Raw genomic sequence first — 22,497 nt, forward strand, 5'->3', positions numbered from 1 at the left:
GGGGGCAGACGAGATGGAGCGGTACCGGACACGGCGGACACGGAGTGTGCTGATCGCCCTCGCGGCGGCGGGCGGCCTGCTGCTCACCGGCTGCGCGGGCGGCAGCGCGGACGGTTCCCACAGCGACAGGAACAACGGCGGTTCGAAGAACGGCGGGCTTCCGGCTCCGGCGCCGGCCCCCGCCCAGAGCCAGGGCTCGCGGAAGGCACAGGGCGACGAGTGGAACACCCCCTCGGCCGACTACCTCTCCACCTTCGCCCTGGACGTCGACACCGCCTCCTACGGCTATGCGCGCCGCACCCTCGCCGACGGACAGCGGCCCGACCCGTCGACGATCCGTCCGGAGGAGTTCGTCAACAGCTTCCGCCAGGACTACCGGCGCCCGGACGGCAACGGCTTCTCCGTCACGGTCGACGGCGCCCGCACCGACAAGCCGAACTGGTCCCTGGTCAGGGTCGGCCTGGCCACCCGCACCCCCGGGCAGACCGGCGAACGTCCGCCCGCCGCGCTCACGTTCGTCGTCGACGTCTCCGGCTCCATGGACGAACCGGGCCGGCTGGACCTCGCCAAGCAGTCCCTCGACACGATGACGGACCGGCTGCGCGACGACGACTCCGTCGCGATCGTCACCTTCAGCTCGGAGGCCGAGACCGTGCTGCCGATGACCCGGCTCGGCGGCCACCGCGGCGAGGTCCACGACGCGATCGACGGCCTGGAGGCGCTGTCCTCCACCGACCTCGGCGCGGGCGTCGAGACCGGGTACGCCACCGCCGTCGAGGGCCTGCGCAAGGGCGCGACCAACCGGGTCGTCCTCGTCTCCGACGCGCTCGCCAACGACGGTGACACCAACCCGGACTCCATCCTCGAACGCATCTCCAGCGCCCGCCGCGAACACGGCATCACCCTGTTCGGCGTCGGCGTCGGCAGCGACTACGGCGACGCCCTGATGGAGCGCCTCGCCGACAAGGGCGACGGGCACACGGTGTATGTCTCCGACACCGAGGACGCCCGCAAGGTGTTCTGCGAGCAGCTCCCGCAGAACATCGAGCTCACCGCCCGCGACGCCAAGGCCCAGGTCGCCTTCGACCCCCACACGATCGCCGACTTCCGCCTCGTCGGCTACGACGACCGCAGGGTCGCCGACGACGACTTCCGCAACGACCACGTCGACGGTGGCGAGATCGGCCCCGGCCACACCGTCACCGCCCTGTACGCCGTCCGCACCAAGCCCGGCGCCGACGGCCATCTCGCCACGGCCACCGTCCGCTGGCTCGACCCCGGCACCCGCGACCCGCACGAGGAGTCCGGCGAGCTGGAGACCGGCGCCCTGAAGGACTCCGTCTGGAGCGCGAGCCCCCGCTTCCAGGTCACCGCGGTGGCCGCCTACTTCGCCGATGCCCTCCGCGAGGGGGACGACCGCTGGACCACGCTGCCCGGCGACCCCGGCCTCGGCGAACTCCACCGCCACGCCGTCCAATTGGCCCGTACGACCGAGGACGAGGCGGTACGGCAGCTTGCCCAGGCCGTCGAGGAGGCCGGACGCGGACTGGACTAGCGCGTGCTTCCCGGTGCTGCCGGACCCATTGACCTACGCTTACGCGTGAGTAAGTTGACCACCCGGTAAGTGCGTTCGGCAGCAGGGCAGCCAACAGCCGCGACGGGAGCCGTCATGGGCGTACGCAGGGACTTGAAGCGGGCACGGCAGCGCACCGATCTGGCGGCGCGCATCCGGGTCGAGATCGTCCGGGACGAGCACGGCGTCGTACGCGAGGCCCGCACCCCGGCACTCGCGGCGGCCACGACGACCGGCTCCACCGCCGACCTGCCCTTCACCAACGCGGCCGAGACCCCCGACGCCGTGGTTCTGCGCCGCCGCGAGAGCGGCGTCTGGCGCCCGGTCACGGCGGCCGCCTTCGCCCGCGACGTCACGGACGTCGCCAAGGGACTGATCGCGGCGGGCCTCGAACCGGGCGGCCGGGTCGCCGTCATGTCCCGCACCCGCTACGAGTGGACCGTCCTGGACTTCGCCATCTGGGCGGCCGGCGGCCAGACCGTCCCGATCTACGCGACCTCCTCCGCCGAGCAGGTCGAGTGGATCGTGCGCGACTCCGGCGCCCGGTACGTCGTCGTCGAGACGGCCCAGAACGCGGCCACCGTCGCCACCGGCACCGCCGGCCACCCCGAGCCCCCGCGCGTCCGGCAGCTCGACGCGGACGCGCTGGCCGAACTCACCGCCCTCGGCCGGGACGTCGCCGACGAGGAGGTCACCAAGCGCCGCACCACCCTGACCCCCGACACCGTGGCCACGGTCTGCTACACCTCCGGCACCACCGGGAAGCCCAAGGGCTGCGTCCTCACCCACGCCAATCTGCACGCCGAGGCCGCCAACACGGTCGAACTGCTCCACCCCGTCTTCCAGGCGGTCACCGGACAGACGGCCTCCACCCTGCTCTTCCTGCCGCTCGCCCACATCATGGGCCGCACCCTGCAGATCGCCTGTCTGATGGCCCACATCGAGATCGGCCACTTCCCCAGCGTCAAGCCCGACGAACTCCGCCCGGCAGTAAGGGAGTTCCGCCCCACCTTCCTGGTCGGGGTGCCGTACCTCTTCGAGAAGATCCACGACACCGGGCGCGCGACCGCCGAGCGGATCGGCCGGGGCGCGTCCTTCGACCGCGCCGACCGGATCGCCGTGCGCTTCGGGGAGGCGTATCTGCGCAAGTTCCTCGACACCGGCAAGGGCCCCGGCCCCGGCCTGTACGCCGCCTGGGCGCTGTACGACCTGCTGGTCTACCGCCGTATCCGCAAGGAGCTCGGCGGCCGCCTGCGGTACGCCATGAGCGGCGGCTCCCCGCTCGACCGCAATCTCAATCTGTTCTTCTTCGCGGCCGGAATCATCGTCTACGAAGGCTACGGCCTCACCGAGACCACCGCCGCGGCCACCATCGTGCCCCCGCTGAGGCCCCGCCCCGGCACGGTCGGACAGCCGGTACCCGGGGCCGCCGTCCGCATCGCCGACGACGGCGAGGTGCTGATCAAGGGCGGGCTGGTCTTCGGGGCGTACTGGAACAACCCGGCCGCGACCGAGGCGGTCCTGCGCGAGGGCTGGTTCGCCACCGGCGACCTCGGCTCCCTGGACGACGACGGCTACCTCACCATCACCGGCCGCAAGAAGGACATCCTCGTCACCTCCGGCGGCAAGAACGTCTCCCCGGCCGTCCTGGAGGACCGGCTGCGCAGCCGCTCCCCGGTCGGCCAGTGCCTGGTCGTCGGCGACAACCGTCCCTTCGTCGCCGCCCTGATCACCCTCGACCCCGAGGCGGCCGCCCACTGGCTGTCCGTACGGAAGCTGCCCGCGGACACCCCGCTGTCCGAGCTGGTCCGGGACCCACGGCTGCGCGCCGACGTGCAAAGGGCGGTCGACTACGCCAACGAGGCCGTCTCGCGCGCCGAGTCCATCCGCGCCTTCGCCGTGGTCGAGGGGGAGTTCAGCGAGGACAACGGGTTGCTGACGCCGTCGCTCAAGGTCAAGCGGCACGCGGTGACGGCGGCGTACGCGGAGCAGATCGAGGCGATCTACCGCCCGTGACGCGCCGCGCGTGACCCACCGCCCGTGACACGCGAACGGCGGGCCACCGGAAGGGACCGGTGACCCGCCGAGGCGGAGCGCAGGCTCAGCCGTTGCTGGTGCCGTTGCCGGACAGGGCCGAGATGTCGTCCAGGACGTGCGACAGCGGCTCGTCGCCCTTGGCCTGCGTCGAGTTCTCGACACACTGCTGGTTCTGCGGGGACGACAGGACATTGACGTCCTGAACGGCGACCGGGATGGCGCCGACCAGGGAACCCGCGTTCACCTTGGCGGGCAGGCCGACGCAGGGCTTGTTCAGCGATCCCTGGACCAGCGACAGCTGCGGGCTCATGTCGCCGGCGGTGGCCGAGTTGCCGAACATCGAGGTGGCGTCGGTGCCGCTGGCGGACGTGGTGCCGTTGTCGTTGCCGATGGCGAGCGCCTGGGGGGCGGCCGCGCCTGCGAGACCGGCGACCGAGGCGGCGACAGCCGCGGTTGCCCACAGCTTCTTCATGTTCGTTCCCTTCGAAAAAGCGGACTCCGGGGAGGAGCTGCATGATCGTCAACTGTTCGGAGCGGGAGCGGGTTGCGGGGGGTGCGCCGATCGGCCCAGCTCAGTCCGATCATGGGAAAAGGCGCCCCCGTGTCCCCTGGGCGTGACGCAACGTAAGCCGGCGGGCCGCCGAAAACTCGGCGGCCCGCCTGGTGACAACCCGGAAGGGGGTCCGGGAAGCGTCCGATCAGCTGTTGCCCGTGCCGTTGCTGGACAGCGCCGAGATGTCGTCCAGGATGTGCGACAGCGGCTCGTCGCCCTTGGCCTGCGTCGAGTTCTCGACACACTGCTGGTTCTGCGGGGACGACAGGACGTTGAGGTCCTGAACCGCGACCGGGACGAGGCCGACGACCGAGCCGACGTTCGCCTTGGCGGGCAGACCGACGCAGGGCTTGTTGAGGGAGCCCTGGATGAGCGCCATCTGGGGGCTCATGTTGCCGTACGTGGCCGAGTTGCCGAACGACTGGGCCGCCCCGACGCCGCTGGCGGAGGTGGTGCCCGTGTCGTTCCCGGTCGCGAGCGCGGGTGAGGCGGCGGCGGCCGAGGCACCCACGACGGAAGCGGCGACCGCTGCGGAGGCCAGAACCTTCTTGATCACTTGCAGTTCCCTTCTGGAGAAACCCCGTCCACCGGAGCGCCCTGCTTCAACTGCCACCAGGTCGCGGGGTTGCTGCAATTCACTCGGTCGGCCCAAACGAATTCAATGCGCCAAACAGGTCCGTTCGGGTGACGGGCCGCAACCATTCCCGGCGCTCCCGGTTGAAGTGGACGCAGGAACGTGCGTCTTGGCGAGGAGCCAGGACAGGAAAGGAAAGCGAAATGCTCAAGAAGGCAATGGCCGCGGCGGCTGTCGCCGCATCCGTCGTCGGTGCATCGGCGGCTGCGGCCCCCGAGGCGCTTGCCACCGGGAACGACACGGGCACCACCTCAGCCAGCGGTGTCGGCGCCACGGAGTCGTTCGGCAACTCGGCCACCGGCGGCGCCATGAGCCCGCAGCTGTCGGCGGTCCAGGGCTCGCTGAACAAGCTGTGTGTCGGCCTGCCGGCCAAGGCCAACGCGGGCTCGCTCGTCGGCCTCGTCCCGGTCGCCGTCCAGGACGTCAACGTCCTGGCGACGCCGCAGAACCAGCAGTGTGCGGAGAACTCGACGCAGGCGAAGGGCGACGAGGCGCTGTCGCACGTCCTGGACGACATCTCGGCGCTGTCCGCCAACGGCACCGGCAACAGCTGAGAATTCCCCGCCGCCCAGGAAGAGCGTTTCGCCTACGCTTTGTCAATTCTGTAAGGGCGTTAGGGTGAATTCCTGGGTGCCGCGCGTTCCGCAGTTTCTTCGACCGTCTATCCCTCGTTCTACAGCCTGTCGGTCATGGTGCGAGCCGTACAAGTCGTGCTCGCTCGGTTTCGGCCGTCATAGGGCATGACCGCAGAGAAGGGAAAGTACATGAAGAAGACCACTGCCGTCGCCGCCGGCATCGTCCTGGCTCTCGGTGCGGCCGTCCCGGCGTTCGCCGACTCCGGCGCCTCCGGCTCGGCCACCGGGAGCCCGGGTGTCCTGTCCGGCAACGTCATCCAGGTCCCCGTGCACATCCCGGTCAACGTGTGCGGCAACTCGGTGAACGTCGTCGGTCTGCTGAACCCGGCGATGGGCAACGCCTGCAGCAACCAGTGACGACGTAACGCAGCGCGCCGGCCACCCGGCCGCGTTACGGCCGGCCTTGGACCGTTGATCCCTCGATCCTTGGGTTCACTCGCTCCGGGGCCGGTCCCCCAATTCTTCAAGCAGGAAGATCAACGAGATTGCGACAGACCCTGAGTAAGGGAATGGTCGCGGCTGCCGCCGCGACGAGCATCGTGTCCCTGTGCGGCGGCGTCGCGCTGGCCGACACGGGTGCGAACGGGTCCGCCAAGGACTCGCCCGGAGTCGCGTCCGGCAACACCGTCCAGGTACCGGTGCATGTGCCGGTGAACGCGTGCGGCAACTCCGTTGACGTCGTAGGCGCGTTGAACCCGGCGTTCGGCAACGCTTGTGCGAACACCTCGGGTTCCGGCACAACGGGCGCCCACGGCGCGTCGGCCACCGGCTCCACGGCGAACTCGCCCGGAGCCGCGTCCGGCAACACCGTCCAGGCGCCGGTGCATGTGCCAGTGAACGCCTGCGGCAACTCCGTTGATGTCGCCAGCCTGTTGAACCCGGCGTTCGGCAACGCTTGCGCGAACACCTCGGGCTCCGGCACCTCCTCCACCACGGGCGCCTCGGCGTCCGGCACCTCGACGGACTCGCCCGGCGTCGGCTCCGGCAACACCGCGCAGGTGCCGGTGGACGTACCGGTGAACGTGTGCGGTGACACCGCGAACGTGATCGGCGTACTCAACCCCGTCTTCGGAAACGGCTGCGCCAACACCGTCACTCCGCCGGGCAGGACCAATCCGCCGGTGACTCCGCCGGGTACGACGACGCCGCCGGTCACTCCGCCGGGTACGACGACGCCGCCGGTGACTCCGCCGGGTACGACGACGCCGCCGGTGACTCCGCCGGGTACGACGACGCCGCCGGTGACTCCGCCGGGTACGACGACGCCGCCGGTGACTCCGCCGGGTACGACGACGCCGCCGGTGACTCCGCCGGGTACGACGACGCCGCCGGTTACCCCGCCGGGTACGACGACGCCGCCGGTTACCCCGCCGGGTACGACGACCCCGCCGGGAACGACCACTCCGCCGGTCACGCCTCCCGTGACCCCGCCGGGTACGACGACGCCGCCGCGCACTGCCACGCCGCCGGCGACGCCTCTCACCCCCGGCGGTGACGACCAGGCAGCACCGCCCCAGCTGGCGCGCACCGGTACCGAGGCCACGCTTGCGGCCTCCGCCGTCAGCCTGGCGCTGGTCGCGGGCGGGACGATCCTGTACCGGCGAGGCCGAGCCACGTCCCGTCGGTAGTTCTCCGGGTGCCGGGCCCGCCATCGCCCGGCACCCGTGCTTTTCAGCGCGCGCTTCGGCGCCGCACCTCGCGCACGTGCGTGTCGGCCGTGAAGGCCGCCGCCGTGCGCGCGGCATTTCCCCGGCCCGGTTGCCGACCTCCGTGGCCGCTTGTGGTTGCTTGTCATGCACAGGTGGAGCACGCGTTCATGTGACGGGCGTTGCCCCACAACTCCCGTTGCATCAGTATCAATTCAAAGAAACCAGGCAACTGTGACTGATTCGTGAAGATGGTGACTCACTTCTCGGATCACCCCTTTGGGGGCACAACTCGCGGGAGCGCCACGCGTTGACACAACGCCGGGCATCCCCGTCCGGATGTTTGTCTCGACCCCAAGGAGCACCTCTCCATGTCGCGTATCGCGAAGGGCCTGGTTCTGACCACCGCCGCTGCCGCTGCCGTTGCCGGCGGTGCCGGCATCGCCGCTGCCGACAGTGGCGCGCAAGGCACCGCCAGCAACTCGCCGGGCGTGCTGTCGGGCAACGTCATCCAGGTTCCGGTCCACGTGCCGGTCAACGTCTGCGGCAACACCGTTGACGTGGTCGCCCTGCTGAACCCGTCGTTCGGCAACGCCTGCACCAACGGCTGACGTCGCAGCACACCCCTTCGGCCGGCCGTCCGTCCGCGGTTTCCCCGCGGGAGGGCGGCCGGCTTGCGTTTGCCCGTACGGCGAGGCGACGGCCTTGCTCCGGCGGAGATTTCGTATGTCTTCCGCACACGGGGTTTCCGCCCCGGCCCGGAACTCGTTGCACACGGCGTCAGACTCACCCGAGGTGACTTGAGTTGCCGAGAAAGGAACACGATGAAGTCCCTGAAGGCTGCCGCTGTCGTTGCCGGTTCCATGGCCCTCGTCGGCGCCGCGGCGCCCGCGTTCGCCCACAGCACCGCCGACCTCACGCCCACCAGCCTCAACGGCGGCGTGAACACGCTCACCAAGGGTCCTCTCGAGTTGAACGACGTGATGCCGCTGCAGCATCAGTCGGACACCCTCGACACCGAGAACAAGGGCTCTGTGCTCAACGCGGTGAAGGGCGTGACCGGTGCCCTCAACCAGCACAGCCCGCTGCTGGGCGGTCTGCCGCTGCAGAGCTGATCCGCCCGTGGGGCGTTCGAGGGAGGCCGAGGGACGTCGAGAGGCGTCCCTCGTTCGTGTGGAGGCCCCCAGCGGTATCCGCCGGTCGGGTGATGACGCGCCGGGCCGCCCGCCGGCCCGTGGATATGGTCGCGCGGTGACCTCAACCTCAAGCGAAACGCGCCCCTTCCGCGTCGCCGACCTCGGCACCCTCGTCGTACTCCCCTGGAGCGGCCCGGCCCCCGACGGGTCGGACATGCCGTACCTGCTGGCCTACTCCCTCGGGGACGCGCAGGGCGGCCCGGCGGCGACCGCGGCGGCGATCGAGCGGCTGCTGGCGCTCAACGGCCTGCGGGCCGGCGGGGACCTGGTCGACGCCGCCGACAAGCCCGGCCTGCCGGTGACCCTGCTCGTCGAGGCCGGTCAGGCCGTCCTCACGACGCCGCAGTTCAAGGCCCAGTGCGCCGCGCCGCCGCAGTGGCTCGCGGCGGTCGCCCAACGCGGCCACGCCCACCTCGTGTTCACCACCCGGCCATGGCCCGGGGCCCGTCCCGGTGAGCCGGTCGCACCGCAGGCGCTGATCGCGTTCGCCGGCGCCGAGGAGACCCTGAACGCCGCCGCGCACGTCCTCCTGCCGGCCCGCAGCCTGCGCGGCTGATGCGGCGGACGGCGGGCGCCGACCGCGCGTTCGCGCTCATGCTGGTGCTCACGGGGGCGGCCGGACTGCTGGCCTCCTGGATCATCACCATCGACAAGTTCAAACTGCTGGAGAACCCGGGCTTCGTCCCCGGGTGCAGCCTGAACCCGGTGGTGTCCTGTGGCAGCGTGATGAAGAGCGACCAGGCCGCGGCCTTCGGCTTCCCCAACCCGATGCTGGGCCTGGTGGCCTACGGCATCGTGATCTGTGTCGGCATGAGCCTGCTGGCCGGGGCCGTGTTCCCCGGCTGGTACTGGCTGACCTTCGAGGCCGGGTGCCTGTTCGGCATCGGGTTCGTGTCGTGGCTGCAGTTCGAGTCGCTGTACCGGATCAACGCGCTGTGCCTGTGGTGCTGTCTGGCATGGATCGCGACGATCATCATGTTCTGGTACGTGACGTCCTTCGGCGTGCTCAATGGCTTCCTGCCCGCACCGGATGCGTTGAAGGCCTTCTTCGCCGAGTTCACCTGGGTGCTGCCGCTGCTCCACATCGGCATCGTCGGCATGCTGATCCTCACCCGCTGGTGGGACTTCTGGACGAGCTGACCCCGACTCAGGGCAGCCGTCGTACCGGTGAACCCGCGAGGTAGGCGTGGATGTTCTCGACCGCCTGGCCGTAGTAGGCGGCGTAGTTGTCCCGCGAGACATAGCCGAGGTGGGGAGTGGCCAGGAGGCGGGGCGCGGTGCGCATCGGGTGGTCGGCGGGCAGGGGCTCGATGTCGAAGACGTCGACGGCGGCGCCGGCGATACGGCCCGCGTGGAGCGCGGCCAGCAGCGCGTCCTGGTCGACGATCGCGGCGCGAGAGGTGTTGACCAGGCAGGCGGTCGGTTTCAGCAGGGCGAGTTCGGCCGGGCCCAGCAGACCGCGGGTGCGGTCACCGAGGGCCAGATGGACGGAGACGAAGTCGCTGGTGGCCAGGAGGTCCTCCAGCGAGGGCGACAGGTCGACGCCCACCTCGTCGGCGCGTTCCTTGGTGAGGTTCCGGCTCCAGGCACTGACCTGCATGCCGAAGGCGAGCCCCACCTGCGCCACCTTGCTGCCGATCTTGCCGAGCCCGAGCAGACCGAGCCGCCGGCCGTGCAGGTCGGCGCCGACGGTGGACTGCCAAGGGCCGCCCGAACGCAGCGAGTTGCTCTCCTCGACAATGCCGCGGGCGAGTCCGAGCAGCAGCGCCCAGGTCAGTTCGACCGGCGGGGTCGAGGAACTCGTGGTACCGCACACGGTGACGCCGTGCGCCTCGGCGGCGGCGTAGTCGATGATGCTGTTGCGCATACCGGAGGCGACGAGCAGCCGCAGCCGGGGCAGCCGGGCGATGAGCGAGCCCGGGAAGGCCACGCGCTCGCGCAGGGTGACCACGATGTCGAAGTCGGCGAGCGCCGCCGCGAGTTCGTCCTCATCGGCGATGTGCTCGCGCAGCGCCACGACATCCACCTCCGGCTCGAGCACCGACCAGTCGGCCGACCCGGTGGCCACGCCTTGGAAGTCGTCCAGCACCGCACAGCGAAGTCGCACGTCGTCTCACCTTCCTCGCCGGCGACTGTACCCGGCGGCCCATGGGGGCAGTCAGTGGAGCAGGCCGGGTACCGAGTTGGAGGTGCCTGCGATCGAGGGGACCCCGGCCGCGCTGGTCCGCGCCCCGGTCCCGGAGGGCTGTGCGGCCGTCGCCGACTCCACCGGGGACCGGCGGTCCGCGCCGCGCAGCCGGGCCTCCAGACCATCGAGGACGGTCTCGAGGCCGAAGGCGAAGTTCTGGCTGAGCAGTTCGGCGGCGTCGGGTCCGCCCAGTAGCTCCGTGCGCTCGCGCAGCCGGTGGTACTGGGCGGCGACCTCGTCCGCCCGGTCCGCGAGGTCGGAAGCCTTGGCCTTGGCCGCGGCGGCCTGGGTGGCGTCGAGCAGGGCGGTGCCCGCCACGAAGGTGAAGGTGGCGTTCACGGCCCAGTCGAGGTCGCGCCCCTTGAACCCGGCCGCCTCGTGGATGGCGTACGAGTGGTTCTGGAAGCGGGCCATCCCGGGGCCGTGCACGAAGTACGTGCTGATCGCCGGGATCAGCCAGGGGTGGGCCTTGACCATTGCGTACGTGTCCTGGATCAGCGCGCGTGCGGCGGTCCGCCAGCCGGTCTCGAGGGGGTCGATCAGCTCGATCTCGCCCCAGACCCGGTCGGCGGCCAGCACCACCAGGTTCTCCTTGCTGCCGACGTGCCAGTACATGGCAGTCGCGGCCGAGTTCAGCCGCTTGCCGAGGCGCCGCATGCTCAGGCCCTCGACTCCCTCGTCGTCCAGCAGCTCGATCGCGGCTTCGACGATTTGATCGCGATTCAACGTTTCCCGCGGCATGGAGTCAGCGTAGCCGACGGACTTAAACGGTGTTCGAGTTCGCACTGCACGCCGTGCGAGTCGGTTTCCTGCGCATGGACGTGCCGGATTTGAACAGCGTTGAAGTCGGCACGCCGGGGGCTGCGTCCCGTCGCCGGAAGCGGTGTTCGTACGTTCCGGATCGAGTGCCACGTCCTTGCGGACCGGTCCGACATCGAGTCCGCTCCGGAAACCCGCCCTGAACAGCAAAAACGCCCTCCCGAGGGAGGGCGGAGACTCGGCGCCCCGGCAGGACTCGAACCTGCGGCCAAGCGCTTAGAAGATGCGGGCGGCCCTTGGTGGCGTGGATCGTCGGCATCTTGCCAGTGCCGCGCTGGGCTGTTGAGTGCCGTTGCGGTCCGCCGTCGTCGCCGCGCTGCCGTCACTGCCGTCGACTGGTGCGACGGCCGGGCAGAGTCGCTGGTGTACGCCCCCGTCCGGCGTCGTTGATGTCAGCTGTGGATGTCGGAACCTTCTGATCCGTAGCTCTATGTGGCTACCCGTTACAGCCCGGGATCGGAGTTGGGGCGCAGTTGTTCGGGTGGTTGTGGCGCACTTTGGAGTCGCTCAGTGTTGCGGCTCCCAGATTATAGATACCGCCTCCATCGTTAAAGGCGCTATTGTCCTCCACCGTTGAACTACGCAATGTCAGATTTCCGGGGCTGTCATTGTAGATCCCTCCGCCGTTGCGCCCTGCAATGTTGCGGCTAACGGCGGATTCCTTCAGCGTAGTGTTGCCGCGGTTGAAGATACCGGCGCCATCGGTCCCAGCAATGTTGTCGAGGACTTGTGATCGGTACAGCGTAGCTGTTGTACCAGGCGTAATGAGGATGCCTCCGGAGTCTGTGTCTGAGGAGTTCTTGCTTACTGTTGAGTGGTCCAGCGTCAAGTTGGTGGGAACAGAGGTGTCGATGCCTCCAACTTCACCAGAACTGTTGTTGCTCACCGTGGAGTAGAGCAGTTTCAGCGTGGTGTGGGGGCCATTTTCGAAGCCGCCGCCGATTACGGTCGCGAAATTGTTGCTCACTGTGGAGCGGTTCAGCGTCACAGTGCTGCTGTTTTCGTTGTCGAATCCGCCCCCAAAGCCGTTGGTGCCGGGGGCGCTGTTATTACTCACGGTCGAATCGTTCAGCGTCATGATGCCGTGGTTATTTTCAATGCCGCCCCCGCCGCCGAAGGGGGCAGAAGCGGTGTTGTTGCGCACCGTGGAGTTATCGAGCGTCACCGTGCCGCCGTTGTTGATGATGCCGCCACCCCTGGTGGTGCTGTTGACACCGTGGGTGATGGTCAGGTTTTCCAGCTTGACTCGGACTGCCCCATTGATCGTCACGGTGGTGCCTGTGTCATGGCCGTCGAGAACGGCACCGTCCACACCGATCAATGTTAGATCGGTGTTGATGACGAAGTTGCCGAAGCACACGCCTTTGATCCGCAGCGTCGACCCCGGCTGGGGATTGCTGAGAGCGAGTAGCAGAGCGTTGGGGTCTTTGTTGCAATCAACCACGATTCCATGGTCGATGGCCGTCGCCGATCCTGCCTCAGCCAGGCAAATTGCCCCCGCGGCCGTCACCCCTGTTACTACTGCTACGGCAGCTTTCCCCCACCGAGAGTGCACTCCCATGACTACTCTCATATGCATCCCGTTCTCCTGTGCCGGGCGGGGCTCGAGTGAAGTCCGTGCCCACTCCATTTCCGTCAGGGATGCACCCGAGGCGCAGCCCGCTGAAGGAGAGTGCTCCCGGCCGAACGATCAGGGGCGCGGGACAGGCCGCGACATCCATCTAATGGCCGTGACGAGTGACCGGTGCGGCCTAGAAGTGGCATCGGAAGGTGTCAGCGGTGGCCGTCGCTTTACGCCCCGGGGCGGCCCAGAGGCGCCTCGGCGAAGCTAGAACCCCCGGAGCAGCTTTCCCTGGCCTGCGCTCGGGCTGGCGCTTCCTGGGCTGCACTTGCACTCCCACGCTCACCCCTACCTTCCCCAGCTCCCCGCGCACGCCGCACTCGGCCGGCACTCGCGAACGGCGCCCCGTCCATCCCGGAGCCTGAGCGTCCCCGTCGGAGGCATGCTCTGGCCGCGGGCCGCGCTATGCGGTGATCGACTCATGGCCTCCGAGCCCTGTCCATATGTGGGCGCGCGTCGGCGCAGCGCGCGCGGAGCGGGCCGAAGGCAGGAGCGTCGCGCGGAGCGGAGCCGGGAAGCGCGCCCGGCGGAGCGGCGCGCAGCCGGGTGCCTTGATCGGCTGGGGAGCCTGCTGGCCGACGAGTGACGAGGCTGTTGCCATCAGCGTTGCCGTCAGAGACACGAAACGCCCTGGAGGGAAGATTCCCTCTGGGGCGTTTTTGCTGGCGGCGGGTGGCGCCCCCGGCAGGACTCGAACCTGCGGCCAAGCGCTTAGAAGGCGCCTGCTCTATCCACTGAGCTACGGGGGCCGGTGTGGTGGCCTCGTACGTGCTGCCCGGGTGTGGGCTGATCCGTGACGTTGCCGGGGACAAGGATAGGGCTCCCGGATCCTTGTCCCTGTTGCTTCGCCTCCGTGGCTCAATGTGGAGGTTCGGTGAAGCGGTCCTGATAATCGCAGGCAGGTACGAATCGTGCACCGCTTTTGGCGTCTCGCGCACATGGTGTTGTGCACTCGTTATGCCTGCGCTGTGCCCGCGTCCCAGTCATCCCTTCCGTCCGATGTGTCCCGTCGGCGCGCAGACATGTCTATATGCTTCAGAATTCCCCCAAAATTGGGCATTCTTCGCATGTGGTGACCTTGGACGTACGGCCTCAGCTGCTCGACACACTTTCCGCCCTGCGCGACCGTGTCGCCGCCGCACGCTTCCCGCTGCCTCTGGCGGGGGCCCCACGCGCGCGTGCCAACCGCGACGAACTGCTCGCACAGCTCGACGACTATTTGGTGCCCCGATTGAGAGAACCCGAAGCGCCATTGCTGGCCGTCGTCGGGGGATCCACGGGGGCCGGCAAGTCGACCCTCGTCAACTCCCTCGTGGGGCGCCGGGTCAGCGAAGCGGGCGTGCTGCGGCCGACGACCCGGACACCTGTACTGGTGTGCCATCCGGAGGACCATCACTGGTTCAGTGGGATGCGGGTGCTGCCCGACCTCACGCGTGTGTGGGTGCCCCAGCAGGAACCGGGGGACGACCTGCTCCTCCCGGGTGAGGACCCCGCGCGCGTGCTGCGGATCGAGACCGCCGAGAGCCTCCCGCGCGGCCTCGCCCTGCTCGACGCGCCCGACGTCGACTCCCTCGTCGCCCAGAACCGCGTCCTCGCCGCCGAACTGATCTGCGCCGCCGACATCTGGGTCATGGTGACCACGGCAGCCCGGTACGCCGACGCCGTGCCCTGGCATCTGCTGCGCACCGCCAAGGAGTACGACGTCACCTTGGTGACCGTCCTCGACCGGGTGCCGCACCAGGTCGTCGCCGAGGTCTCCCGCCAGTACGGCGCGCTGCTCACCAAGGCCGGCCTCGGCCACGTACCACGGTTCACCGTGCCTGAGCTGCCCGAATCGGCCTGGGGCGGCGGACTGCTGCCGGCCACCGCCGTGGCCTCGCTGCGGAGCTGGCTCGTCCACATGGCGCAGGATCCCGGCGCCCGGCAGCACGCCCTGGCGCGTACGGCGTACGGGGTCCTCGAGTCGCTGAAGGTCCGGCTGCCCGAACTGGCCGGCGCCACCGCCGCCCAGTACGCCGCCGCGCTGCGGCTCACCTCCGCCGTCGACGCGGCGTACGACAGCGAGCACACGCGCGTACGGGGGCGGCTGCAGGCCGGTGCCGTACTCGCCGGGGGCGCCCTGAAGCGCTGGCGCGCCTTTCCCCTCGACTGCACCGCAAGCGAGCTGCTCGACGCCCTGCTGGAGAGCCTGGCGGCGCTGATGCTGTGCGCCGTCACCGCCGCCGACGAGCGCGTCGACCAGGCCTGGCGGCGGGAGCCGGCCGCGAGCGCGCCCGGGCTCGCGGAGCGGGATCCGTCCCTGGAGAGCGCCGAGCACCGCATCGGTCTGGCCGTACGGCGCTGGCGGCGCGAGCTCGAGGAGTACGCCGAGGACGAGGTGCGCAAGATCGAACGGAGTCTCGCGCCCGACGCCGAGATCGTCGCAACCCTGGCCGCCACCGCGCTGCTGGGCGCACACCGGGCCCGGTCCGCCGGTGAGGGACTCGCCGAGCGGATCGGCGTCCACGGTGCGATGCGGCTGCGCGAACGTGCCGGGCGGCTGCTCAACGAGCACCTGGACCGGGTCATGCACACCGAACGCGAACGCCGCCTCGCCCCGCTGGACGCCCTCGACGTCCACGCCGAACTCCAGGCCGAACTCATCGCCGCGCTGTCCGTACTGCAGAAGGAGAGGTGACCGGTGACCGCCATCACTGACCAGGACCACACGGACCACCCGGAACACCCTGAACGCAGGGAGCACACGGAACACACGGATCGCATCGAGCACGCCGGTCACACCGGGGACGCGGGGGTATCGAACACCGAAGGCGCCGAAGCCACCACCGCCACCAAGAACACCAACGCCACCAAGAACACCAACGCCACCAAGAACACCAACAACACCAAAAACACCAGCAACACCAAAAACACCAGCAACACTGAGGAACGGGGCAACGCCCTGCTCAAGAAGGGCACCTCCGCGGCAGTCGGCGCCCACACCTACGCCGTCCCTGACGCGGCCGCCGCCGGCGGCAAGCCCGACACTGCCCCCGATGCCGGGCGCGCGACAAAGCCACAGCACGCGCGAGCGGAGGGCGGCGACAGCGACCCGCGCCCCTCCAGCTCCTCCGCCCCGCCCGGTGCCGACACACCGGAAGTCTGGGACGACGGTCTCATCGCACGGCGTGTCACCGAGGCCGCCGCCGAACAGGCGTCCCTCGTCGAGACCCGCCCCCCCGGGACACAACCGGTGGCTTCCCTGGCGTACGACGGCCCGCTCCGCTCCCGCCTCGACGCCCTGCACGAACTGGTCGGTCTCTCCCGTACCCGCCTCGACAGCCGGACCCTCGCCGAGGCGGGCCGGGTCCTCGACGAGGCGGCCGCCCGCCGCAAGCTCTCCGGAGAGCACACCGTCGTCGCGATCGCGGGCGCCACCGGGAGCGGCAAGTCGCAGCTGTTCAACGCGCTTGCGGGTGTGCCGATTTCGGAGACGGGAGTACGGCGGCCGACCACCGCCGCTCCCATCACCTGCAGTTGGAGCGACGGCGCGGCGAGTCTCATCGACCGCCTGGGCATTCCCGGACGACTGCGCCGGCGTCCGGTGCAGAGCCCGGAGGCGGAGGCACAGCTGCGCGGGCTCGTCCTGGTCGACCTGCCCGACCACGACTCGGCGGCCGTACAGCACCGCGAGCAGGTGGACCGCATCCTGAAGCTCGTCGACGCCGTCATCTGGGTCGTCGACCCGGAGAAGTACGCCGACGCCATGCTCCACGAGCGCTATCTGCGGCCCATGGCCGGCCACTCCGAGGTCATGATCATCGTCCTCAACCAGATCGACCGGCTGCCCGGCGAGGCCACCGATCAGGTCCTGTGCGACCTGCGGCGGCTGCTCGACGAGGACGGGATCGCCCTGGGGGAGCACGGCGAACCGGGCGCGACCGTGCTCGCGCTGTCCGCGCTCACCGGTGACGGCGTCGGCGAACTGCGCGAGGTGCTCGGCCAGTTCGTGTCGGCGCGCGGGGTTGCGGCCCGTCGTATCGCGGCCGATGTGGACTCGGCCGCGGACCGGCTGCTGCCCGTCTACGCCACTGGCCGCCGCACGGGGCTGAGCGAGGAGGCGCGGGACGAGTTCTCCGCCCGGCTCGCGGAGGCGGTCGGCGCCACCGCTGCGGGCGAGGCCGCCGAACGTGCCTGGCTGCGCAACGCCAACCGGGCCTGCGGCACACCCTGGCTCCGGCTGTGGCGCTGGCACCAGGGCCACAGCGAGCCCTCCACCGGGCGGCTGAACCTGCGTGCACAGGCGGACGAGGAGGCGACGGCACGTCAGCGCGTCGAGCAGGCGGTCCGTACGGTGTCCGAACGGGCCTCGGCCGGCCTGCCGGCGCCCTGGGCCCAGGCGGTGCGCGAGGCGGCGGTACGAGGGTCCCAGGGCCTGCCCGAGGCGCTGGACGACCTGGCGGCGCGGGCAGGCCTGCCGCCGGGGCGACCGCCGCGGCCGGGCTGGTGGCCCGCGGCCGTACTGGCCCAGGCGTCTATGACGATCCTTCAGATCATCGGCGGGCTGTGGCTGGTGGGCCAGATCGCGGGTGTCCTGACGCCGAACCTCGCGCTGCCGGTGCTGCTGATGCTGGCGGGCATCGTCGGCGGGCCGCTCGTGGAGTGGGGGTGCCGGATGGCGGCGCGCGGGCCGGCACGGCGGTACGGCCAGGAGGCGGAGCGGCGACTGCGGGAGGCGGCCGCGGGCTGCGGCCGGGCCAGGGTGCTCGATCCACTGGCCGCGGAACTGCTGCGGTATCGGGAGGTACGGGAGCAGTACGTGCGGGTGACCAGGGCTGGAACCGCCGTGGGGTGAGTTCGAAGGATGTGGATCACTCGTCGGGGTGGCGACGTTTTCCACAGGAAGCCGGTGGTCCACAGCGCTCAGCGGGCCCGGCCCGACGGAGGCAGTCTGGCTCTGCGGCGATCGCGACGGAGGACGAAAGCGGTCGCGGCAGCAGACGCAGCCGTACGGGACGGGCCCGTACGCATGCCGGCCCGGCGTCGGAGACCCGGGCGAGGGAGGGGTTCACGATGAACGAGACGATGCTCTGCGTGGTGGGCAACGTGGCGACGCAGCCGGTGTACCGGGAGTTGCCTTCAGGCCCGTCGGCACGCTTCCGGATGGCGGTGACGTCGCGTTACTGGGACCGCGAGAAGAACGTCTGGACGGACGGGCACACCAACTTCTTCACGGTGTGGGCCAACCGCCAGCTCGCCGTCAACGCGGCGGCCTCGCTGAACGTGGGCGAACCCGTCGTCGTCCAGGGCAGGCTGAAGGTGCGCACCGAGGCGCGCGAGGGGCAGCAGAACTGGGCCTCGGCCGACATCGACGCGGTGGCGATCGGCCATGACCTGGCGCGCGGCACCGCGGTCTTCCGCCGTACGGCCAAACCCGAGACGGCATCGGCGCCGCCGCGGCCGGAGCCCAACTGGGAGACGCCGACGGGCGAGCCAGCGCACACCACGGCACAACAGCACGCGGAGCCTGCCGCCGTGACGTGATGTCAGCCACATTGGCCGGTTGACCGAACTGCGGCTTATCGATGAATGCGCTCCGAACGACCCGGTGGATTTGTCGATAAGCCCTGCTCGCGGACCGTCGTCGCGATAACGATTCCGATTCGGATCGGTCATCCGACGATAGGACCGGCAAGCCTGGTGTGCCTGATCCTTAGGATGCCGGGCGTAGCTCTCGGGGCTGCTGATTCTGCTGGTAGGACCCGCACCCCCCACGTCAAAGGGTCCTGCTCGAAGGGGAATTCCGTGCATCTTGCGTTCTCTGGGCTCTCTGGGACGTCCGCGCCGTCCGCGCGTGGACGAGGTACGGCCCGCCTCGCCGCGGCGACGCTGGTGTCCGCGCTCGCGGCCGCCGGTGTGCTGGCCGGGGCCGGCGCGGCCGCCGCCGAGGGGACCCCGCAGAACCAGGGCGGGGCGACCGCCACGATCGAGGGCCTGAAGACATACGGCGAGGCCGTCGTCCACGAGGACGGCAACGACCTCAAGGTGGCCGCGGGTCTGTTCGAGATGTCGGTGGAGGGCGGTGGCACCCTGCAGACGTACTGCGTCGACATCCACAACCCCACGCAGAAGGACGCCAAGTACCAGGAGGCGCCCTGGAGCAGCACCTCGCTGGGCACCAACAAGGCCGCCGGAAAGATCCGCTGGATCCTGCAGAACTCCTACCCCCAGGTGAACGACCTGGCGGCACTCGCCAAGCGGGCGGGCGTCACCGGCCTCACCGAACAGGACGCCGCGGCCGGCACCCAGGTGGCCATCTGGCGCTACTCGGACGGAGCCGTCGTCGACGCCGTCGACCCGCAGGCCGAGAAGCTCGCCGACTACCTCGAGAAGAGCGCACGCGACCTGGGCGAGCCGATGGCCTCGCTGACCCTGGACCCGCCCGCGGTCTCCGGCCGCCCCGGTGAGCGGGTCGGACCGGTCACCGTGCACACCAATGCACACGCGGTGACGGTGACGCCGCCGGCGAACGCGGCCACCAGCGGTGTCCGGATCGTCGACAGCACCGGCAAGGTCATCACCTCGGCGAAGGACGGCAGCCGGCTGTTCTTCGACATCCCCGAGGACGCCGCCGACGGCACGGCCGGACTGACCGTGCAGGCGTCGACCACCGTGCCGGTCGGCCGCGCCTTCGCCTCTGAGAGTCGCAGCCAGACCCAGATCCTGGCCGGCTCGAGCGAGTCGACGGTCTCCGCCACGGCCAGTGCGACCTGGGCGGAGAAGGGCGCGATACCCGCGCTGTCGGCCCGGAAGAACTGCGTCGCGGGCAGCGTGGACATCACCGCGGCCAACAAGGGCGACAAGCCCTTCACCTTCGAGCTGATGGGCACCGAGCACTCCATCCCGGCGGGCACCTCACGCACCGTGACCATCCCGCTGCAGGAGGACCAGGCCTACGACTTCACGATCACCGGGCCGAACGGCTTCAAGCAGCGTTTCAGCGGGGTCCTCGACTGCAAGACCCAGGGCAGCGCGGGCGGTGACTCCACCCAGACCCTCAGCGAGCCGAGCCCGGCCTCGGTGGGCGGCACCTCCGGCGGCACCAACCTCGCCGCCACCGGCGGCACCAGCGCCACCCCCGTGATCGCGGGCGTGGCCATCGCCCTCGTCGTGATCGGCGGCGCGGCCCTCGTCCTGCTCCGCAAGCGGGAGACACCGGCAGGGGACTGAGCCGTACGGAACGGGCGATACGGCACCAGCGGTACGGCACCAGCGGTAGGGCACGAGCCGTATGGCGTGAGTGTGACAGCCCAGACCATCCTCCCAAGGGAGTGGAATGTGTTCGACGTTGAGCAGACGACTCCGTACGAGGTCAAGCTGATCGCCGCAGGAAAGACCGCGACCATCACCGACGAACCAATCGTGAACCGCGCGGATCACTGGGAATTCGCGGTGTACCGCGCTGACGTGGCGCATTGGGACGACGGGCGCCCGCTGTCCGCTGACGAGCGGGCCTGCATTCTCCAGATCCTCAGTGAGCGGGGTACGCGCCTGGACTGAGCCCATGGGCGCCGGGTCGCGTCTCCGGTGAGTGTCTACCTGCCGGATGCCGTGGAGGTGCGCCGGTCGGCATGCCTGGTGGCCATCGGCGTCGTCACGCGCTCCTGCCCACCAACCGCGCGCACAGTCCAAGAGCACTGCTGGCCGCTTGACGGCCACCCGACCTGCGGCGCAGGCATGGTCCGGGGGCGCCGCCGGGCCCCGCGTCCCGGTGGCGCAGGCCGAGTCCTCCCGCCCGTTGGGTCCCGGCCGGACTGGGTCTATCGTCGGAATCATGGGGCCAGGAAGAGGAGGACGGCCGGTGATGCCGCAGGACGAGGCCGTGATCGGCTGCACGGGGAAGGTACTCATCGGAACTCGCGGTTCCACAGGCCCCGGCGAAGTCCTGGTGCGCGTCAGAGGCGGTTCCGAAACCTTCCTCGCCTGGTCGGACGACCCCCTGCCCGTGGGCACGACGGTGCTCGTGATCGAATCACGTGGATGCCGCGAGGTCGGCGTCATCGAGTGGGTGGATCCATTGGACGCGCTGGGCGGGGACACCGCCGGCGCCGGCTGAGGAGTACAGGCATGTTCGGATACCGCGTCCCCGCTCCCGACGAGGCGATGTTGATCTCGGGGGGCAGGCGGGGACTGGGGGGCGCGCCGTTCCGAGTGGTCACGGGGCACGGGAAGTTCGTGCTGCCGGTGTTCCGGAAGGTCCGGTTCCTCACTCTCTCCATGTGCGAGTCCGAGGTCACCGAGACCTGTGTGACCAGGCAGGGCATCGCGTTGCATGTCCGGGCGGTCATCGCCTTCAAGGTCGGCAACGATCACGAAAGCATCATCAACGCCGGCCAGCGGTTTCTCTCCGACCAGGAGCAGATGTCGGTGCTCACCGGCCGGATCTTCGCCGGTCACCTGCGGGCCATCATCGGCTCGATGACGGTCGAGGAGATCGTCACCGAGCGGCAGAAGCTCGCCGCGGAGGTCCTGGACACCTCCAAGACCGAGATGGCGAAGATCGGTCTGATCGTCGACTCGCTGCAGATCCAGTCGATCGACGACGGCGACACCGGTTACATCGACGCGATGTCCGCGCCGCACAAGGCGGCCATCCAGCGGCAGGCGCAGATCGCCCAGGCACAGGCCACCCAGGCCGCGGTCGAGGCGGAACAGGCGGCGGCCCGCAAGCAGGCCGAGTACGCCCGGCAGACCGCCATCGTCAAGGCCGAGTACTCAGCCGAGGTGGACCGTGCCCAGGCGCAGGCCGGGCAGGCCGGACCGTTGGCACAGGCCCACGCCCAGCAGGAGGTGCTCGCCGCCCAGACGGAACTGGCACAGCGCCAGGCCAAGCTGCGCCAGCAGCAGCTGGTGGCCGAGGTCGTGAAGCCCGCCGAGGCCGAGGCCGAGCGGGTCAGGATCCTCGCGGCCGCCGAGGCGCAGCGGATGAAGATCCAGGCAGAGGCGGCTGCCTCGTACGATCGGGTCGCGCTCGACCGGATGCTGATCGACCAGCTCCCGCAGATCGTCAAGGAGGCCGCCGGCGGCCTCGCGGGTGCCAACGTCAACGTCCTCAACGGTGCGGACGGCCTCGGCGAGATCGCCGCCGGTCTGGTGTCCCAGGGCCTGACGATCCTCGACTCGGTCCGACAGAATCTGAACGGCCAGGACACCGACGGCCACCGCGCCGGGGAGAGCGAGAGCAACAGCCTGCTCCAGCTGCCCACCAGCAAAGGGAAGAAGTCGAACGACGGTCCGGTGGACATCGACTAGGGGCCGCGACCAGGTGTGCTCCCGTGCAGAGTCGGCACACTGAGGCGTGCTTTCCCGGGCCGGACCCGCTGCACTGAACGTTTGCGCAGGCCAAAGCCCCTCCCTGCAAAAATTCCCAAGGCGGGTGTCGCAGATTCGAATCCTGCCGGGGGCACCAGGCAAAAGGCCCCGCCGCGGGGGCGCTTTCTAGGGGTCGTTGCAACACGTGGTCGTGTTGATCAGGCCGCGAGCAGTTTATGCAGGCGCTCGGCTGGGGTTTCCCAGCCGAGCGTTTTGCGTGGGCGGCCGTTCAGCTCGGCGGCCA

21 protein-coding genes and 1 tRNA gene are annotated in these 22,497 nt (G+C 69.9%); 16 read left to right on the forward strand and 6 right to left on the reverse strand.

Annotation, left to right across the window (positions count from 1 at the left end; translation table 11 throughout):
- Positions 1-13: 13 nt before the first annotated feature.
- A complete protein-coding gene (locus Q8A52_RS21135; protein WP_316754231.1) occupies positions 14-1,555 on the forward strand; it encodes a vWA domain-containing protein in 1,542 nt (513 codons plus the stop codon).
- 114 nt (positions 1,556-1,669) lie between these two features.
- Positions 1,670-3,589, forward strand: a complete 1,920-nt coding sequence (locus tag Q8A52_RS21140) for an AMP-dependent synthetase/ligase (protein WP_316754232.1) — start codon at positions 1,670-1,672, stop codon at positions 3,587-3,589.
- Positions 3,590-3,674: 85 nt separating this feature from the next.
- Here Q8A52_RS21140 and Q8A52_RS21145 read toward each other — a convergent pair whose 3' ends face one another.
- Together Q8A52_RS21145 and Q8A52_RS21150 are read right to left on the reverse strand one after the other, a co-directional pair.
- Entirely contained in the window at positions 3,675-4,082 is a 408-nt protein-coding gene (locus Q8A52_RS21145) for a rodlin (protein WP_316754233.1), read from the reverse strand.
- Between the two features lie 226 nt (positions 4,083-4,308).
- Positions 4,309-4,719, reverse strand: coding sequence for a rodlin (locus tag Q8A52_RS21150; RefSeq protein WP_316754234.1), 411 nt, complete (start codon positions 4,717-4,719; stop codon positions 4,309-4,311).
- Between the two features lie 221 nt (positions 4,720-4,940).
- On the opposite strand from Q8A52_RS21150, the gene Q8A52_RS21155 reads away from it, so the two are divergent.
- The 7 genes from Q8A52_RS21155 to Q8A52_RS21185 all read left to right on the forward strand — a co-directional run bounded on the left by Q8A52_RS21155 (position 4,941) and on the right by Q8A52_RS21185 (position 9,414).
- On the forward strand, positions 4,941-5,351 hold the full coding sequence (locus Q8A52_RS21155; RefSeq protein WP_316754235.1) for a rodlin: 411 nt from the start codon (positions 4,941-4,943) through the stop codon (positions 5,349-5,351).
- A 210-nt stretch (positions 5,352-5,561) separates the two neighbouring features.
- Positions 5,562-5,789, forward strand: coding sequence for a chaplin (locus Q8A52_RS21160; protein WP_316754236.1), 228 nt, complete (start codon positions 5,562-5,564; stop codon positions 5,787-5,789).
- A 152-nt stretch (positions 5,790-5,941) separates the two neighbouring features.
- Entirely contained in the window at positions 5,942-7,060 is a 1,119-nt protein-coding gene (locus Q8A52_RS21165) for a chaplin (protein WP_316754237.1), read from the forward strand.
- 389 nt (positions 7,061-7,449) lie between these two features.
- A complete protein-coding gene (locus Q8A52_RS21170) occupies positions 7,450-7,689 on the forward strand; it encodes a chaplin (protein WP_316754238.1) in 240 nt (79 codons plus the stop codon).
- 213 nt (positions 7,690-7,902) lie between these two features.
- A complete protein-coding gene (locus Q8A52_RS21175) occupies positions 7,903-8,193 on the forward strand; it encodes a hypothetical protein (RefSeq protein WP_316754239.1) in 291 nt (96 codons plus the stop codon).
- Between the two features lie 136 nt (positions 8,194-8,329).
- A complete protein-coding gene (locus Q8A52_RS21180; protein ID WP_316754240.1) occupies positions 8,330-8,830 on the forward strand; it encodes a DUF5949 family protein in 501 nt (166 codons plus the stop codon).
- Positions 8,830-9,414, forward strand: coding sequence for a vitamin K epoxide reductase family protein (locus Q8A52_RS21185; RefSeq protein ID WP_316754241.1), 585 nt, complete (start codon positions 8,830-8,832; stop codon positions 9,412-9,414). The genes Q8A52_RS21180 and Q8A52_RS21185 overlap by 1 nt, the downstream gene beginning before the upstream one ends.
- A gap of 7 nt (positions 9,415-9,421) precedes the next feature.
- Here the strand turns inward: Q8A52_RS21185 and Q8A52_RS21190 are convergent, their stop codons facing one another.
- The 4 genes from Q8A52_RS21190 to Q8A52_RS21205 all read right to left on the reverse strand — a co-directional run bounded on the left by Q8A52_RS21190 (position 9,422) and on the right by Q8A52_RS21205 (position 13,651).
- On the reverse strand, positions 9,422-10,381 hold the full coding sequence (locus tag Q8A52_RS21190; protein ID WP_316754242.1) for a D-2-hydroxyacid dehydrogenase family protein: 960 nt from the start codon (positions 10,379-10,381) through the stop codon (positions 9,422-9,424).
- A gap of 51 nt (positions 10,382-10,432) precedes the next feature.
- Positions 10,433-11,203, reverse strand: a complete 771-nt coding sequence (locus Q8A52_RS21195) for a TetR/AcrR family transcriptional regulator (protein WP_316754243.1) — start codon at positions 11,201-11,203, stop codon at positions 10,433-10,435.
- Positions 11,204-11,717: 514 nt separating this feature from the next.
- Entirely contained in the window at positions 11,718-12,791 is a 1,074-nt protein-coding gene (locus Q8A52_RS21200) for a right-handed parallel beta-helix repeat-containing protein (protein WP_316754244.1), read from the reverse strand.
- Between the two features lie 784 nt (positions 12,792-13,575).
- Positions 13,576-13,651: transfer RNA gene (locus Q8A52_RS21205), tRNA-Arg, on the reverse strand.
- Between the two features lie 320 nt (positions 13,652-13,971).
- On the opposite strand from Q8A52_RS21205, the gene Q8A52_RS21210 reads away from it, so the two are divergent.
- The 7 genes from Q8A52_RS21210 to Q8A52_RS21240 all read left to right on the forward strand — a co-directional run bounded on the left by Q8A52_RS21210 (position 13,972) and on the right by Q8A52_RS21240 (position 22,193).
- Positions 13,972-15,579, forward strand: coding sequence for a dynamin family protein (locus Q8A52_RS21210; RefSeq protein WP_316754245.1), 1,608 nt, complete (start codon positions 13,972-13,974; stop codon positions 15,577-15,579).
- Between the two features lie 264 nt (positions 15,580-15,843).
- A complete protein-coding gene (locus Q8A52_RS21215) occupies positions 15,844-17,736 on the forward strand; it encodes a GTPase (protein WP_408649228.1) in 1,893 nt (630 codons plus the stop codon).
- 218 nt (positions 17,737-17,954) lie between these two features.
- The gene (locus tag Q8A52_RS21220; protein WP_316754247.1) at positions 17,955-18,425 is read left to right on the forward strand and encodes a single-stranded DNA-binding protein; all 471 of its coding nucleotides are present in this window, start codon (positions 17,955-17,957) and stop codon (positions 18,423-18,425) included.
- A gap of 261 nt (positions 18,426-18,686) precedes the next feature.
- Positions 18,687-20,111: a Cys-Gln thioester bond-forming surface protein gene (locus Q8A52_RS21225; protein ID WP_316754248.1), complete on the forward strand. Its 1,425-nt coding sequence runs from the start codon at positions 18,687-18,689 to the stop codon at positions 20,109-20,111.
- A gap of 108 nt (positions 20,112-20,219) precedes the next feature.
- Entirely contained in the window at positions 20,220-20,441 is a 222-nt protein-coding gene (locus tag Q8A52_RS21230; RefSeq protein WP_316754249.1) for a hypothetical protein, read from the forward strand.
- A 304-nt stretch (positions 20,442-20,745) separates the two neighbouring features.
- Positions 20,746-20,997 carry a hypothetical protein gene (locus tag Q8A52_RS21235; RefSeq protein WP_316754250.1) on the forward strand — a complete coding sequence of 84 codons (252 nt, stop codon included), beginning with the start codon at positions 20,746-20,748 and terminating at the stop codon, positions 20,995-20,997.
- Positions 20,998-21,008: 11 nt separating this feature from the next.
- On the forward strand, positions 21,009-22,193 hold the full coding sequence (locus tag Q8A52_RS21240) for a flotillin family protein (protein ID WP_316754251.1): 1,185 nt from the start codon (positions 21,009-21,011) through the stop codon (positions 22,191-22,193).
- The last annotated feature ends 304 nt before the right edge of the window (positions 22,194-22,497 follow it).

This window comes from Streptomyces herbicida, assembly GCF_032656585.1.
GTDB lineage: Bacteria > Actinomycetota > Actinomycetes > Streptomycetales > Streptomycetaceae > Streptomyces > Streptomyces herbicida.